This window comes from Saccharothrix coeruleofusca (assembly GCF_017876325.1).
GTDB classification, from domain to species: Bacteria; Actinomycetota; Actinomycetes; order Mycobacteriales; family Pseudonocardiaceae; genus Actinosynnema; species Actinosynnema coeruleofuscum.
This window is the reverse complement of the sequence record NZ_JAGINV010000001.1, coordinates 492,712-505,522: the sequence shown is the minus strand read 5'-3', so window position 1 is coordinate 505,522 and position 12,811 is coordinate 492,712. Positions and strand designations below refer to the sequence as shown.

General features: G+C 71.9%; 13 protein-coding genes. 6 read left to right on the top strand and 7 right to left on the bottom strand.

From position 1 onward, the window contains the following. Window positions 1-13: 13 nt before the first annotated feature. The 4 genes from JOF41_RS02515 to JOF41_RS02500 all read right to left on the bottom strand — a co-directional run bounded on the left by JOF41_RS02515 (window position 14) and on the right by JOF41_RS02500 (window position 3,989). Window positions 14-1,378 (bottom strand): NAD(P)(+) transhydrogenase (Re/Si-specific) subunit beta, encoded by a 1,365-nt coding sequence (locus JOF41_RS02515; protein WP_209615803.1) that lies wholly within the window; start codon window positions 1,376-1,378, stop codon window positions 14-16. Next, on the bottom strand, window positions 1,375-1,650 hold the full coding sequence (locus tag JOF41_RS02510; RefSeq protein ID WP_209615800.1) for an NAD(P) transhydrogenase subunit alpha part 2: 276 nt from the start codon (window positions 1,648-1,650) through the stop codon (window positions 1,375-1,377). The genes JOF41_RS02515 and JOF41_RS02510 overlap by 4 nt, the downstream gene beginning before the upstream one ends. After that, the gene (locus JOF41_RS02505; RefSeq protein WP_307867189.1) at window positions 1,647-2,756 is read right to left on the bottom strand and encodes an NAD(P) transhydrogenase subunit alpha; all 1,110 of its coding nucleotides are present in this window, start codon (window positions 2,754-2,756) and stop codon (window positions 1,647-1,649) included. Before JOF41_RS02505 ends, JOF41_RS02510 begins: the two co-directional genes overlap by 4 nt. Before the next feature lie 78 nt (window positions 2,757-2,834). Next, window positions 2,835-3,989 carry a nitric oxide synthase oxygenase gene (locus JOF41_RS02500; RefSeq protein ID WP_189222009.1) on the bottom strand — a complete coding sequence of 385 codons (1,155 nt, stop codon included), beginning with the start codon at window positions 3,987-3,989 and terminating at the stop codon, window positions 2,835-2,837. A 319-nt stretch (window positions 3,990-4,308) separates the two neighbouring features. Between JOF41_RS02500 and JOF41_RS02495 the strand changes: the two genes are divergently transcribed. Then, window positions 4,309-5,520 (top strand): macrolide family glycosyltransferase, encoded by a 1,212-nt coding sequence (locus JOF41_RS02495; protein ID WP_372448516.1) that lies wholly within the window; start codon window positions 4,309-4,311, stop codon window positions 5,518-5,520. A gap of 83 nt (window positions 5,521-5,603) precedes the next feature. Here JOF41_RS02495 and JOF41_RS02490 read toward each other — a convergent pair whose 3' ends face one another. Genes JOF41_RS02490 through JOF41_RS02480 form a run of 3 tightly spaced genes read right to left on the bottom strand, consistent with a single transcriptional unit; the run spans window position 5,604 to window position 7,551 of the window. Continuing rightward, on the bottom strand, window positions 5,604-5,843 hold the full coding sequence (locus JOF41_RS02490) for a helix-turn-helix transcriptional regulator (RefSeq protein ID WP_189222011.1): 240 nt from the start codon (window positions 5,841-5,843) through the stop codon (window positions 5,604-5,606). After that, window positions 5,840-6,691 carry an ABC transporter permease gene (locus JOF41_RS02485; protein WP_189222012.1) on the bottom strand — a complete coding sequence of 284 codons (852 nt, stop codon included), beginning with the start codon at window positions 6,689-6,691 and terminating at the stop codon, window positions 5,840-5,842. The genes JOF41_RS02490 and JOF41_RS02485 overlap by 4 nt, the downstream gene beginning before the upstream one ends. Next, entirely contained in the window at window positions 6,688-7,551 is an 864-nt protein-coding gene (locus JOF41_RS02480; RefSeq protein WP_209623995.1) for an ABC transporter ATP-binding protein, read from the bottom strand. Before JOF41_RS02480 ends, JOF41_RS02485 begins: the two co-directional genes overlap by 4 nt. 193 nt (window positions 7,552-7,744) lie before the next feature. Between JOF41_RS02480 and JOF41_RS02475 the strand changes: the two genes are divergently transcribed. From JOF41_RS02475 to JOF41_RS02455, 5 genes are all read left to right on the top strand, one after another. Continuing rightward, on the top strand, window positions 7,745-8,944 hold the full coding sequence (locus JOF41_RS02475; RefSeq protein WP_189222013.1) for a cytochrome P450: 1,200 nt from the start codon (window positions 7,745-7,747) through the stop codon (window positions 8,942-8,944). Then, window positions 8,941-9,135, top strand: coding sequence for a ferredoxin (locus tag JOF41_RS02470; RefSeq protein WP_189222014.1), 195 nt, complete (start codon window positions 8,941-8,943; stop codon window positions 9,133-9,135). The genes JOF41_RS02475 and JOF41_RS02470 overlap by 4 nt, the downstream gene beginning before the upstream one ends. A 152-nt stretch (window positions 9,136-9,287) precedes the next feature. Further along, on the top strand, window positions 9,288-9,965 hold the full coding sequence (locus JOF41_RS02465) for a Crp/Fnr family transcriptional regulator (RefSeq protein WP_189222015.1): 678 nt from the start codon (window positions 9,288-9,290) through the stop codon (window positions 9,963-9,965). A gap of 69 nt (window positions 9,966-10,034) precedes the next feature. Next, window positions 10,035-10,760 (top strand): hypothetical protein, encoded by a 726-nt coding sequence (locus JOF41_RS02460; RefSeq protein WP_209615789.1) that lies wholly within the window; start codon window positions 10,035-10,037, stop codon window positions 10,758-10,760. Further along, the gene (locus JOF41_RS02455; RefSeq protein ID WP_209615786.1) at window positions 10,757-12,748 is read left to right on the top strand and encodes a hypothetical protein; all 1,992 of its coding nucleotides are present in this window, start codon (window positions 10,757-10,759) and stop codon (window positions 12,746-12,748) included. The genes JOF41_RS02460 and JOF41_RS02455 overlap by 4 nt, the downstream gene beginning before the upstream one ends. The last annotated feature ends 63 nt before the right edge of the window (window positions 12,749-12,811 follow it).

Below are 12,811 nucleotides of genomic sequence, written 5' to 3'. Positions count from 1 at the left end.
CGACTCGCGGGGGTCAAAGCTGCTTCACGGCGGTGAGCAGCTTGGTCAGGGAGTCCTTGGCGTCGCCGAAGAGCAGGGTCGTCTTCGGGTGGTAGAGCAGGCCGTTGTCCACGCCCGCGAAACCGGGGCGCATCGAGCGCTTCATGAACACCACGGCCTTGGCGTGGTCGACCTCGAAGATCGGCATCCCGTAGATCGGGCTGGCGGGGTCGTCGCGCGCGCCGGGGTTCACCACGTCGTTGGCGCCCACCACGAGCGCCACGTCCACGCTGCCCATGCCGGGGTTGACGTCGTCGAGCTCCTTGAGGTTCTCGTAGGGCACGTCGGCCTCGGCCAGCAGCACGTTCATGTGCCCCGGCATCCGCCCGGCGACCGGGTGGATGCCGTAGTCCACCCTGATCCCGCGCTTCTCCAGCAGCTGCGCCAGTTCCCGCACGGCGTGCTGGGCCTGCGCCACGGCCAGCCCGTAGCCGGGCACGACGAGCACGGAGTGCGCGTAGCCCAGCAGGATCGCCACGTCCTCGACCGTGCCGGACCGCACGGTGCGCTGCTCGCCGCCCGCGGCGGTGGCCCGTGCGGCGGTGAAGGCGCCGAACAGGATGTTGGCCAGCGGCCTGCCCATCGCCTGCGCCATCAGCCGGGTCAGGATGGTGCCGGACGCGCCGACCAGCGTGCCCGCCACGATCAGCAGCGTGTTGCCCAGCACGTAGCCCGACGCGGCGACGGCCAACCCGGTGAAGGCGTTGAGCAGGGAGATCGCGATCGGCACGTCCGCGCCGCCCACCGGCAGCACGAACAGCACGCCCAGCGCCAGCCCGACCGCGAACAGCGCCACCAGCAGCGGGACCGACGAGGTCGCCACCACGGCGGGCGCCAGCGCCAGGCCGAGCAGCGCGACACCCGCGCCGACGAACCGCCCCGCGGGCAGCAGCACCGGGCGGGTGGTCATCACCTCCTGGAGCTTGAGGAAGGTGACCACGCTGCCGGAGAAGCTCACCGCGCCGATGAGCACGGTCAGCACGGTGGCGACGTCGAACAGCGCCGACCCGTCCACCTCGACGAACTCCACCAGCGCCACCAGCGCCGCCGCCGCGCCGCCGACTCCGTTGAACAGCGCCACCATCTGCGGGATGGCGGTCATCTTCACCGACCGCGCGGCGGGCACGCCGACCACCGCGCCCGCCGCCACCGCGAGCAGGATGAGCGGTCCGTTGTGGACCGCGCCGTGCGCGTAGGCGGTGACCACCGCCAGCGCCATGCCCGCCGCGCCCACGAGGTTGCCCAGCCGCGCGTACCGGGGCGTGCTCAACCCCTTGAGCGCCAGCACGAAGCACAGCGCGGCGACGAGGTAGGCGAGCTGGACCCAGGTGGGGCTCACCGCTTGTGCCCCTTGAACATCTCCAGCATCCGGTCGGTGACCACGAACCCGCCCACCACGTTGACCGTGGCCAGGAACACCGCCGCGAGCCCCAGCGCCAGCTCCGGACCGCCCTCGGCGCGACCGGTGATCAGGATCGCGCCGACCAGGATCACGCCGTGGATGGCGTTGGCGCCGGACATCAGCGGCGTGTGCAGGATGGTCGAGACCTTCGACACGACCTCGAACCCGACGAACACGGCCAGCACGAAGATCGTCAGCAGGTCGATCACAGCAGCTCCCCGGTGGGTCCGTGGCGCACGCGCCCGGCGTGGGTCAGGCAGCAGCCGCCGATCACCTCGTCGTCGAGGTCGGGCCGCACCACGCCGTCCTCGGTCATCGCCAGCAGCAGGTTGGCCGCGTTGCGGGCGTAGAGCCTGCTCGCGTGCACCGGCAGCGAGCTGGGCAGGTTCAGCGCCCCGTGCACCAGGACCTCGCCGACCCGCACGTCCTCGCCGGGGGTCGAGGCGGCGCAGTTGCCGCCCGACTCGGCCGCCAGGTCCACCACCACCGACCCCGGCGCCATCGCCTTGAGCATGTCGTGGGTGACCAGCACCGGCGCCCGCCGCCCCGGCACGGCGGCGGTGCAGATCACCACGTCCGAGGCGGCCACCCGCTCGGCGATCAGCTCGCGCTGCCGCTCCAGGAAGTCCTCGGACTGCTCGGCGGCGTAGACCCCGGACTGGGTCTCCAGGGACAGCTCCAGGAACCGCGCGCCCAGGCTGCGCACCTCCTCGGCGGCCGCCGCCCGCACGTCGTAGGCCTCCACCACCGCGCCCAGCCGCCGCGCCGTGGCGATGGCCTGCAACCCGGCCACGCCCGCGCCCAGCACCAGCACCTTGGCGGGCGGCACGGTCCCGGCGGCGGTGGTGAACATCGGCAGGAACCTCGGCAGCCGCTCGGCGGCGACCAGGACCGCCCGGTAGCCCGCCACCAGCGCCTGGGAGGACAGCGCGTCCATGCCCTGCGCGCGGGTGACGCGGGGCAGCAGGTCGAGGCTGAAGGAGGTCACGCCGCGCTCCACCAGGACGCGCACCAGGTCCAGCTCGGCGGCGGGCGGCAGGAAGCCGATGGTGATGTCGCCCTCCCGCAGCAGCCGGGCGCGCTCCGGGTCCAGCGGCTGCACCGACAGCAGGACCTCGGCGGCGCCCGCCGGGTGGTCGGGGACGACGGTCGCGCCCGCCGCCTGGTAGGCGGCGTCGGGGACGTGGGCGTGCCGCCCCGCCCCGGACTGCACGTCCACCGCGAGGCCCGCGCCGGTCAGCAGCGCCACCGTCTCCGGCAGCGCGGCCACCCGGCGCTCGGCGGGCCGCGACTCCGCGGGGATGCCCACTCTCACGGGGGACCACGTTAGTCGATCAAAGGTGACGCAGGCCACACCGCGCCGTTCACGGTGAACCCGTTCACCCGACCGCCGTCAGTTGATCATGGGGCAGACCCCCGTGGTGCCCGCCGGGAAGAAGTTGGGCAGCAACTCCTCCTTGGAGTAGTACCGGTGGAACACGCTGGTGGCGCCGCCCGAGATCGGCGGCACGATCCACGACCAGTCGGCCGGGCAGGACCGCCCGGCCGCCTCCTCGCGCTGCACGTGGGTCAGGAACCGGTCGGACTCGGTGTGGTGGTCGGTGATGGTCACCCCGTCGGCGGCGAAGGAGTACAGCACCGCCCGGTTCAGCTCGACCAGCACCCGGTCCTTCCACAGCGTGCGCACCGAGGAGGTGTCCAGCCGCATCCGCCGGGCCAGGTAGGGCAGCAGGTCGTAGCGGTCGGTGTCGGCGAAGTTGCGCGCCCCGATCTCGGTGCCCATGTACCAGCCGTTGAACGGCGCGGCCGGGTAGTCGACGCCGCCGATGCGCAGCCGCATGTTGCTGATCGCGGGCACCGCGTGCCAGCGCAGCCCCAGGTCGGCCAGCCAGGGCAGCTCGGGGTGGCGCAGGGTCACCTCCAGCACCGCGTCGCGCGGCAGCTCGACCATGGTGGTGTCGTACCCCGCGCGGGAGACGATCAGCGGCAGCACGTCGAACGGCCCGCGCTTGGGCGGCGGCCGCCAGCCGCGCGCCACCGCCTCGGCGGTCAGCTCGGCGTTGCGCCGGTCGCCCAGCACGCCGCCGTCGGCGCCGACGTACCCGGCGTACCTGATCAGCTGCTCGTTGTGGATGCGCGGCCCCTTCGCGCCGGGCTCGTCCGGCGCGAAGACCGTGATCACCGGCCGGATCTTGCCGCCGTTGGTGGCCAGCCGCAGGTGCTCGACGCACTCGTCGGCGATCTCCTTGGGGTCGCGCAGGTCGCGCAGGTCGCGGACCTTCAGGCTGCGCCAGTAGAGCCTGCCGATGCAGCGGGCGCTGTTGCGCCAGGCCACGCGCGCCCCGAAGGTCAGCTCCTCGGGGGTGTGCCGGTAGGTGCCGGTCGCCGCGATCTCGGCGCGCACCCGCGCCAGCCGGTCCTCGACGGGACCGGCCTCCGGGTGCTCGGCGTGGTGCAGCCGGATGAAGTCCTCCGCCTCCGCGATGTCCACGAAGGGCTCGGCACGCAGGGGGATGGCTTCAGCCGGACACAGGGGAACGGGGGCCATGACGGGACACCGTAGTTGCACTTTCGCGGACCTCGCACAGACCCGCCGGGCACCGGGCGACCGACACGGGGCGCAAGCGGCCTCGCACCGTATGTGCCCGATCGGGTGAGTGGGTGGAAGTCCTGCGGAAACAAGGACTATCGGATGGTTACCCGCCGGAATCACACCGATGACCCGTGATTTACATCACCCTCGGTTTTCCCGTGTCGCGCGCCGCGCCGCCCGCGGTGGCGGACAACTCGGTGGCCGGTCCGTCCGCACCCGCGCTACCGTCGAGCGCATGTGGGGATTCCTGGTCATCTACCTCTGATTTCCGGCTCTGACCGCCAACCCGCGCGCACCGCGCGACGGGGCCCGAGTCATCCCGGAAAACAGGAGCACGACCTTGTCCCACATCGCTTTCCTCAACATCCCCGGCCACGGGCACGTGAACCCGACGCTGCCCGTCGTGGCGGAGCTGGTGGCCCGCGGCCACCGGGTCGGCTACGCGGTGGACAACACCTTCGCCGCCGCCGTCGAGCGCGCGGGCGCCACGCCGGTGCGCTACGAGACCACGCTGCCCGCCGCCGACCAGGTGTGGCCCACCGACCTCGCCCCGGCCATGCACCTGTTCCTCGCCGAGGCGAAGGCCGTGCTGCCGCAGCTGACCGCCGCCTTCGCCGACGACCGGCCCGACCTGGTCGTCTACGACATCGGCGCGTGGACCGCGCGGCTGCTGGCGCAGCGCTGGGGCGTGCCCGCGATCCAGTTCTCCCCCACCTTCGTGACCTACGAGGGCTGGGAGGAGCAGATGGGTGAGGTGTACTCCCAACCCGACGTGCTGGACTTCTTCGACCAGCTCGACGCGTGGCTGCGCGAGCAGGGCTCGGCGGTGGACGGGCGCACCTACGTCGGGCACCCGGAGCGGGCGGTGGTCAGCATCCCGCGCTCGTTCCAGATCAACGGCGACACCGTCGACCCCAAGTACACCTTCGTGGGGCCGTGCCTGGACCGGCGGGCGCACGAGGGGGACTGGGAGGCGCCCGGTTCCGCGCCGGTGCTGCTGATCTCGCTGGGGTCGGCCTACACCGACCGGCCGGAGTTCTACCGGCGCTGCCTGGAGGCGTTCGGCGGGACGCGGTGGCACGTGGTGATGGGCATCGGCAAGCACGTCTCCCCCGCCGACCTCGGCCCCGTCCCGGCCAACGTCGAGCTGCACGCCTGGGTGCCGCAGCAGGCCGTGCTGGCCAAGGCGAGCGCGTTCATCACGCACTGCGGCATGGGCGGGACCATGGAGGGCCTCCACCACGGCGTGCCCATGGTCGGCGTGCCCACGCTGGGCGAGCAGCACATGAACGCCGCGCGGCTGGAGGAGCTGGGCGTAGGGCGCTACCTGCCGCACCCGGAGGCCACCCCCGAACGGCTGCGCGCGGCCGTGACCGAACTGGTCTCCGATCCCGCCGTCGCCACGCGGCTGGCGGAGCTCCAGCGGGAGATCCGGGCGGCGGGCGGCACCCGCGCCGCCGCCGACGTGATCGAGTCCCTGCTGTAGTCACGACGCTGTAGCCACGACGCTGTAGTCACGACCGCGAGGCGGGTCAGCCCGCGCCCCGGCGAGCACCGGGGCGCGGGCGGCTACGCCGATCTCTCCCCGCTGCCCAGCCGGGGGAACGGTTCGGTGGAGAACACGACCTCGACCGGGACCTCGAAGTACTGGGCGATGCGCAGGGCCAGGTACAGGCTCGGGCTGTACTCGCCCCGCTCCAGGTAGCCCACCGTCTGGTAGTGGATGCCCAGCGCCTCGGACAGCTGCCTGCGCGACACCCCTCGCTCCGCGCGCAGCATGGCGATCCGGTTGTGGACGGTCTCGCTCACACCGAGCCCCTCTGCAGCGCCGCCTGACGGCGCTGCTCCATGTCGGCCCCCGACTCCCGGCGGGCCATCCGCCGCAGGATCGTAGGCGCCAGCAGGAAGCCCAGCAGCGCCCACACCCCCAGCACGCCGAAGGTCTCCAGGTGCCGCCACGAGCCGCCGATCTCGGCCGCGGCGGCCTCGTCGGGCAGCATCGCCGAGCGGGTGCCCAGCCCCACCCAGTAGACCGGGAAGACCTGGGCCACGCCCTGCACCCACTGGGGCATCCCGTAGATGGGGTAGAAGATGCCGGAGATCGCGGTCAGCCCCATCATCGGCAGCATGGTCAGGCCCATCGCGCCCTGGGGGCTGCGGGTCAGCGAACCCACCACCGCGCCCCACGGCATGGTGGCCAGCAGCCCGGCCACGAACACCGCCGCCAGCAGCGGCCAGTTCGTGCCGCCGAGCAGGCCGCTGACCACGATCAGGCCCGACACCAGCACGCAGGTCGCGCTGATCAGGGCGTCCAGGGAGACCTGGGTGATCCGGCCCACCAGGTAGCCGACCACGCCGCCGGGCACCGCCTTGGCGCGCAGCAGCGTCCCGTCCTCCCGGTTGACCGCCAGCTGCCCGGCCGGGCCGACCAGGCCGTTGAACGCCACGATCATGCCCAGCGAGCTGGGCATGGTCACCGCCGCCAGCGACAGCGCGGTGCCCTCCACGGTGGAATCGCGCTGCAGGACCAGCACGACGACGAACGCCACCATGACGAACAGGTTGAACGTCTGGTCCGCGCTGAGCAGCGTGTGCCGGAACTCCCGCAGGCCGCGTTCCAGCCCCAGCCGGGCCGCGTGCGCGGTGTGCCCCTTCACAGTGCGGCCACCTCCTCCCCCTGGCCGCTCTCGAACCGCTGCACGAGAGCCATGTACGTGTCCTCCAAGGTGCTGCGCCGCACCTCCAGCTCGGTGACGCCGTCGTCCCCGGCGAGCAGCTCGCGGACGAACCGGGTGGCGTCCTCGGTCGGGTGCACGTGCCGCTGCCCGCCGCTGGTCCAGCGCACCTCCGACTGGCCCGCCACCTGCCTGCCGAGCTGGTCGGGGCTGCCGTCGGCGATGATGCGCCCGCCCGCCAGCACCAGGATGCGGTCGGCCAGCTTCTCCGCCTCGGCCAGGTCGTGCGTGGTGAGCAGGATCGTCATGCCCTCCAGGTCGGCCAGCCGGTGCACCAGGTCGTGGAAGTCCCGGCGCGCGTGCGGGTCGAAGCCCGCGGTCGGCTCGTCCAGGAACAGCAGGTCCGGCTTGCCCACGATGCCGATGGCCACGTCCAGCCTGCGGCGCTGGCCGCCGGAGAGCCTGGCGATCTTCTTGTCCGCGTGCTCGGCCAGCCCGACGGTCTTGATCAGCTCGTCGGTGTCCATCGGCCGGGAGCGCTCCGGCGTGCCGTACGGCTGGTAGTACCGGCCCAGGTGGTGCAGCAGCTCGCGGACCTTCCAGCGGCCGTGGTCGCGCCAGGACTGCAGCACCACGCCCAGCCGGGCCCGCCACGCCTCGTCACCGTGGACCGGCTCCACGCCCAGCACCCGCACGTGTCCCGCCGACGGCGCCCGGAAGCCCTCCAGGATCTCGATCGTCGTGGTCTTGCCCGCGCCGTTGGGCCCGAGCAGCGCCACGACTTCACCGCGCCGCGCGGTGAAGTCGATCCCTCGCAGCACGTCCACGGTCCCGTAGCGCATCCGCAGGTCGCGCACTTCTATGACCAACTGTCCCCACCCCCTCGTCCGACCTCTCCGGCATTGTGTAGCACATCTACTACGGGTAGTCGAAGGAACCCGACATCTTCTCCATCGGCTTAATCGCCTTCACAAGTTCGTGAATCTTCTGTACCTTGCGAAGAGGTCTTCGCCAACGCACTGGGAGGTGTGCGAGATGACCGAAACGCTGCACCCCGTGCTGCCCACCACGCGCAGCACACCGTTCGACCCGCCGCCGGAGCTGGGGGCGCTCCGGGCCGAGAAGCCCATCAGCGAGCTGCGCTTCCCCGACGGCCACCACGGCTGGCTCGTCACCAGCTACGACCTGGTCCGCGAGGTGCTGGCGGACCGCCGGTTCAGCAACCGGGCAGAGCTGCAGCACGCGCCGATCACCGTGGGCGGCCAGGTGGTGCCCACCCAGCCACCCGCCAAGCCCGGCATGTTCATCAACATGGACGCGCCCGACCACACCCGCTACCGCAAGCTGCTGACCGGGCAGTTCACCGTGCGGCGGATGAACCAGCTGCTGCCGCGCGTGGAGCAGATCGTCGCCGAGCACCTGGCCGGGATGCGGGCGCTGGGCTCGCCGGTCGACCTGGTGCCGAACTTCGCGCTGCCGGTGCCGTCGCTGGTCATCTGCGAGCTGCTGGGCGTGCCCTACGAGGAGCGGGAGAGGTTCCAGCGCGACACCGGCAAGATGCTGTCGCTGGACGTGCCGTTCGACGAGATCATGGGTGCCCTCGAACGGGTCGAGCGGTTCGTCGCGGACCTCGCCCGGCGCAAGCGGGACCAGCCCGGCGACGACATGCTCAGCGGCCTGGTCCACAGCGGTGAGCTGACCGACGAGGAAGTCGCCAACATGGGGCTGCTGCTGCTGGTCGCGGGCCACGAGACCACCGCGAACATGCTCGGCCTCGGCACACTGGTGCTGCTGCGCCACCCCGAGCAGCTCGCCGCGCTGCGCGCCGACCCGTCGCTGGTGGACAACACCGTCGAGGAGCTGCTGCGGTACGCCTCCATCATCCAGTTCGGCACCGGGCGCGTGGCGCTGGAGGACGTGGAGGTGGGCGGCAAGCTGGTCGAGGCGGGCAGCACGGTGATCCTGTCGATCCCCGCGGCCAACCGCGACCCCGACCGCTTCGAGCGGCCCGACGAGTTCGACATCCACCGGTCCGCCAGCGGGCACCTCGGCTTCGGCCACGGGGTGCACCAGTGCCTCGGCCAGCAGCTGGCGCGCATCGAGATGCGGGTCGGGTTCAACGCGCTGTTCCGCGAGTTCCCGGACCTGCGGCTGGCGGTCCCCGTGGAGGAGATCCCGATGCGCACGGACATGGGCATCTACGGCGTGCACAGCCTGCCGGTGGCGTTCTCGTGAAGGTCGAGGTGGACAAGGAGCGCTGCGCGGGCGCGGGCATGTGCGCGCTGACCGACCCCGAGGTGTTCGACCAGGACGAGGCGGACGGCACCGTGGTGCTGCTGGACCCGTCGCCCTCCGGCGAGCACCAGCGGAAGGCGCGCGAAGCCGCACACCTGTGTCCGGCAGGCGCGATCCGCGTCGTGGAGTGAACCGGACCGGTCGGGCCGCCCGTCACCGGGCGGCCCGACCGGCATTTTCCAAACCCGATAAATCGGGGCCACTCTGGACACCTGCTCGGCTGAAAGCGTGAAATCCAACGGCGGTCACCCGCGTGCAGGACTTGACGCCGGACCATGTCCCCGTGTCCGAAAACCCTGCTGAACGAGGCTTGCACGCGCTGCGCGCCGCCGCGGGACGGCGAAGGCGCTTCCGCAAGGGCGACATCCTCATCACCGCGGGCGACACCAGCGACGAGGCGCTGCTGATCGAGAGCGGGCTGCTCAAGGTCGTGCTGCCGTGCGACGGGCACGACCCGCTGGTCAGCCTGGTCGGCCCCGGAACGCTGGTCGGCGAGCTGGGCCTGATCTGGCAGCAGCCGCGCAGCGCGCACGTGATCGCCCTGCGCGACGGCGAGGCCGCCTACCTGGCGGCGCGCGTCTTCATGCGCCTGCGCCAGGAGAACGAAGACGTGCGCACCCTGGTGGAGTACACGGCCTACCAGCGCCAAGTGGACAACGACGCGCGGCAGCTGGCGCAGACCCGCGGGGTGTTCCCGCGAGTGGTCGGCTGCTTGCTGCGGTGGAGCGCCCAGCACGGCAGGCGCACCGAGGAGGGCCTGGTGCTGGAGGGGCTGAGCCAGCGGGAGATCGCACAGGCGGTCAACGCCTCCGAGCGGCGCGTCGAGACCCTGCTCAAGTCGCTGCGCGAGAGCGGCCTGCTGCGCACCAGGAGGCTGCGGTACGTGCTGCCCCACCCCGAGGAGCTGGCCCGGCGGTTCGGCATCCCGGAGGAGGGGCCCGCCAGCTGGCTCCGCAATTGAGCGGGGAACTGCCGCCCGGATGGCCCCAGACTCGCCTCCCTACGACTTCACCCCTGGGGAGGTACACCGGTGAACCGGATTCCTGAGCACCGGGCGCTGTTCGGCGTCGACGTCGTGGGCGCGGCGCGGAACGAGGGCCACCACCTCACCGCCGTCCGCCAGGCGGTCGACATGATGGTCGAGCAGGCGCTGCGCCGCGGCGGCATCGGTTCCGCGGACGTGCTGGAGTGGGAGACCACCGGCGACGGCGCACTGCTCACCCTGCCCAGCGGGTGGCTGGGCGCGCTGCTGGACGTGGCGCACCACCTGGACACCATCGCCGAGGAGCACAACCGCTGGTACAAGCCGGACATCCGGTTCCGCATCGCCGTCGAAGTCGGCCCCGTCGGCCCGCAGCCCGGCCTTTACGAACCCAAGATCGCCCACGCCCGGCTGCTCGGCGCACCCGCGTTCAAGGAGCTGTTCGCCCGCTGCGCCGAGCACAACCCCGACACCACGACCTGCCTGATCCTGTCCGAGCAGGCGCTGCGCGCGGTGTTCGGCGGCGGCTACACCAGGTACGCGCGCCGATCGGACTTCGCACCGGTCCCGGTGCGGCACAAGGAGTTCGCCGAGACGGCGTGGGTGCGCGTGCCCGGCTTCGACGCCCGCAGCATCCGCGAGTTCGCCGCACGCGCCGAGCCCCGGGAGTCCCCAGCGACGCCCCACAGCGTGACCAACACCGTCCACGGCACGATGAACGGGGTGCAGGCCGGGACCATCACGGGCGGCGTGCACATCGGCGGACCGCGATGAGCGAAGCCGCGCCCGCCGAGAACAAGGACGCGGAGAAGGTCGAACCGGAGCACCGGCTCATCCCCACCACCGCGAACACCGCGCACGGTGGCGTCTCCGGCGCGCAGGTCGGCACCGTCACGGGCAACATCACCATCCACAACGGGGTGGCGAGCCAACCGGACCTGCGGGTGCTGCGCGCTACCGACGACGAGATCAACGAGGTGCGCCACCACTTCGAACCGCCGGGGCACTTCCGCGACGCCGGCCGCGCGCTCATCGACAAGCGGGTCGTGGTGCTGGCCGGTCCGGGCACCGGTCGCACCTACACCGCTCGCAGGCTGCTGGTCGACCTCGGTGCGACCGCCGTGGTCGACGCGAACCGCGACCGCCCACTCGGCTCGTTCCAAGCCGACGAGCTGCGCAGCGGCGAGGGATACGTCTGGGACGCCACCGAGCTGGGCGAGCGGCCGTTCACCGACCGCGAGTTCACGCAGTGCCTGGGCGTGGTGCGATCGGTCGGGTGCCACCTGGTGATCGTGGTCGACCGCCGAACCCAAGCCCCCTCGGCCGCCGCCGACCACGTGGTCACGCTGCTCGCGCCCAATGCACTGGCAGTCGCCCAGGAGACGATCCGCAAGCTGAGCCCGGACGCCGTCGAAGGGCCGACCATGGTGCTCAAGTCCGACTTGGCACCGGTGCTGGCCGACCGAGACCCGCCGGAGAAGGCGGTCCGCGCGGCGGCACTGGCGGTCCGCGTCTGCTTGGGCGAACTGACCGCCTCCGAGGCGCTGGCACAGCTGGAGGAAGACGTCGAGGACGCGGTCGCGCACTGGCTGCGCGAGTGGTCGACGCTGGAGTACTCGTTCTCCTTCGCCGTGGCCCTGCTGGAGAACCAGCCGTACGACGAGGTGGTCACGCACGCCCTGGCGCTGGACAAGAAGATCCGCGAAGCCGAGCTGCCCGAGGACAAGAAGCTGCGGCCGAGGCGCGTGTTCGACTCCTCCAAGGAGCAACTGCTGCGCGACGTGGGCGCGACGACCGTGGTGCGCAAGCACCCCAAGCACGACGGCCTGCGTGAGGAGACGGTCCGCTTCGAGCGCCAGGGCTGGGCCGCGGTGGTGCTACGCCGCCTGTGGCGCGAGTACCCGATGGCGCAGGAAATCCTGTGCGAGTGGATGTGCGCCCCCGCGATGCTGAGGCGGTTCCGCGAGGCCACGCGACGCGCGCTGTGCGCGTTCATCACCGAGGTCCCCGCCCACGACCCGCTGCGTGTGCTCGACAACCTCGCCGCGCGAGGTGGCGTTACCTACAAACCTCTGATCGCGTCGACCCTGCAACACCTGGCGGACGACCACAGGTTGGCTCCGCTGGTCGAGCAGGCCTTGGAGTCCTGGACGAAGAACAAGGGCTCCCCCTACCGCCAGTGGACCGCGGCATGGGTCTACGGCTCACCGTTCGGCAGGCGCGACGTGCACCACGCGCTCGCCCGGTTGGGCAGGATCGCCGAGTCCACGAACTACGCCGCCCAGAACGGGGTGGTGTACGCGGTGCTGAGCATGCTGGAGGACCGTCACCTCCACACCGCGGTGCTGGACCAGGTCGTGTCGTGGACCTCGGGCCGGGGCCGCCGCAACGGTCTGCGCCCCGTGTCGTTGGCGCTGGGCCTGTGGATCGCGGGTTTCCCCGCGCACAGGCCGCGGTGGTTGGAGGACCTCCACCTCGAAGCCACTCACCCCCGCCAGGTGCGGGCACTGGCGAATATGGTCATGGGCGACGACCAGTTCGGCGACGTCGCCATCAACCGCCTCTCCGCGCTGGCCGTGGAGTCGCGGTGGAAACCGACGAGCGCCGCGCGGCTGGTGCGCCTGGCAACATTGATCTGCGACGACCTGAGCTGGTGGGGCAGACGCGCGACAGTGCGACGCCTGGCCCGCTGCCACCCGACTCGGCGCACCGAGCTCCACCGCGCGTTCCGCGCGGCACGCCGGGTCCAGCGTCGCGATTGACCCGCGATCCGACAGATCGTTGGCCGCCTTCCCCGTCGCCTGCCGACCATTGCCAGCACCCGC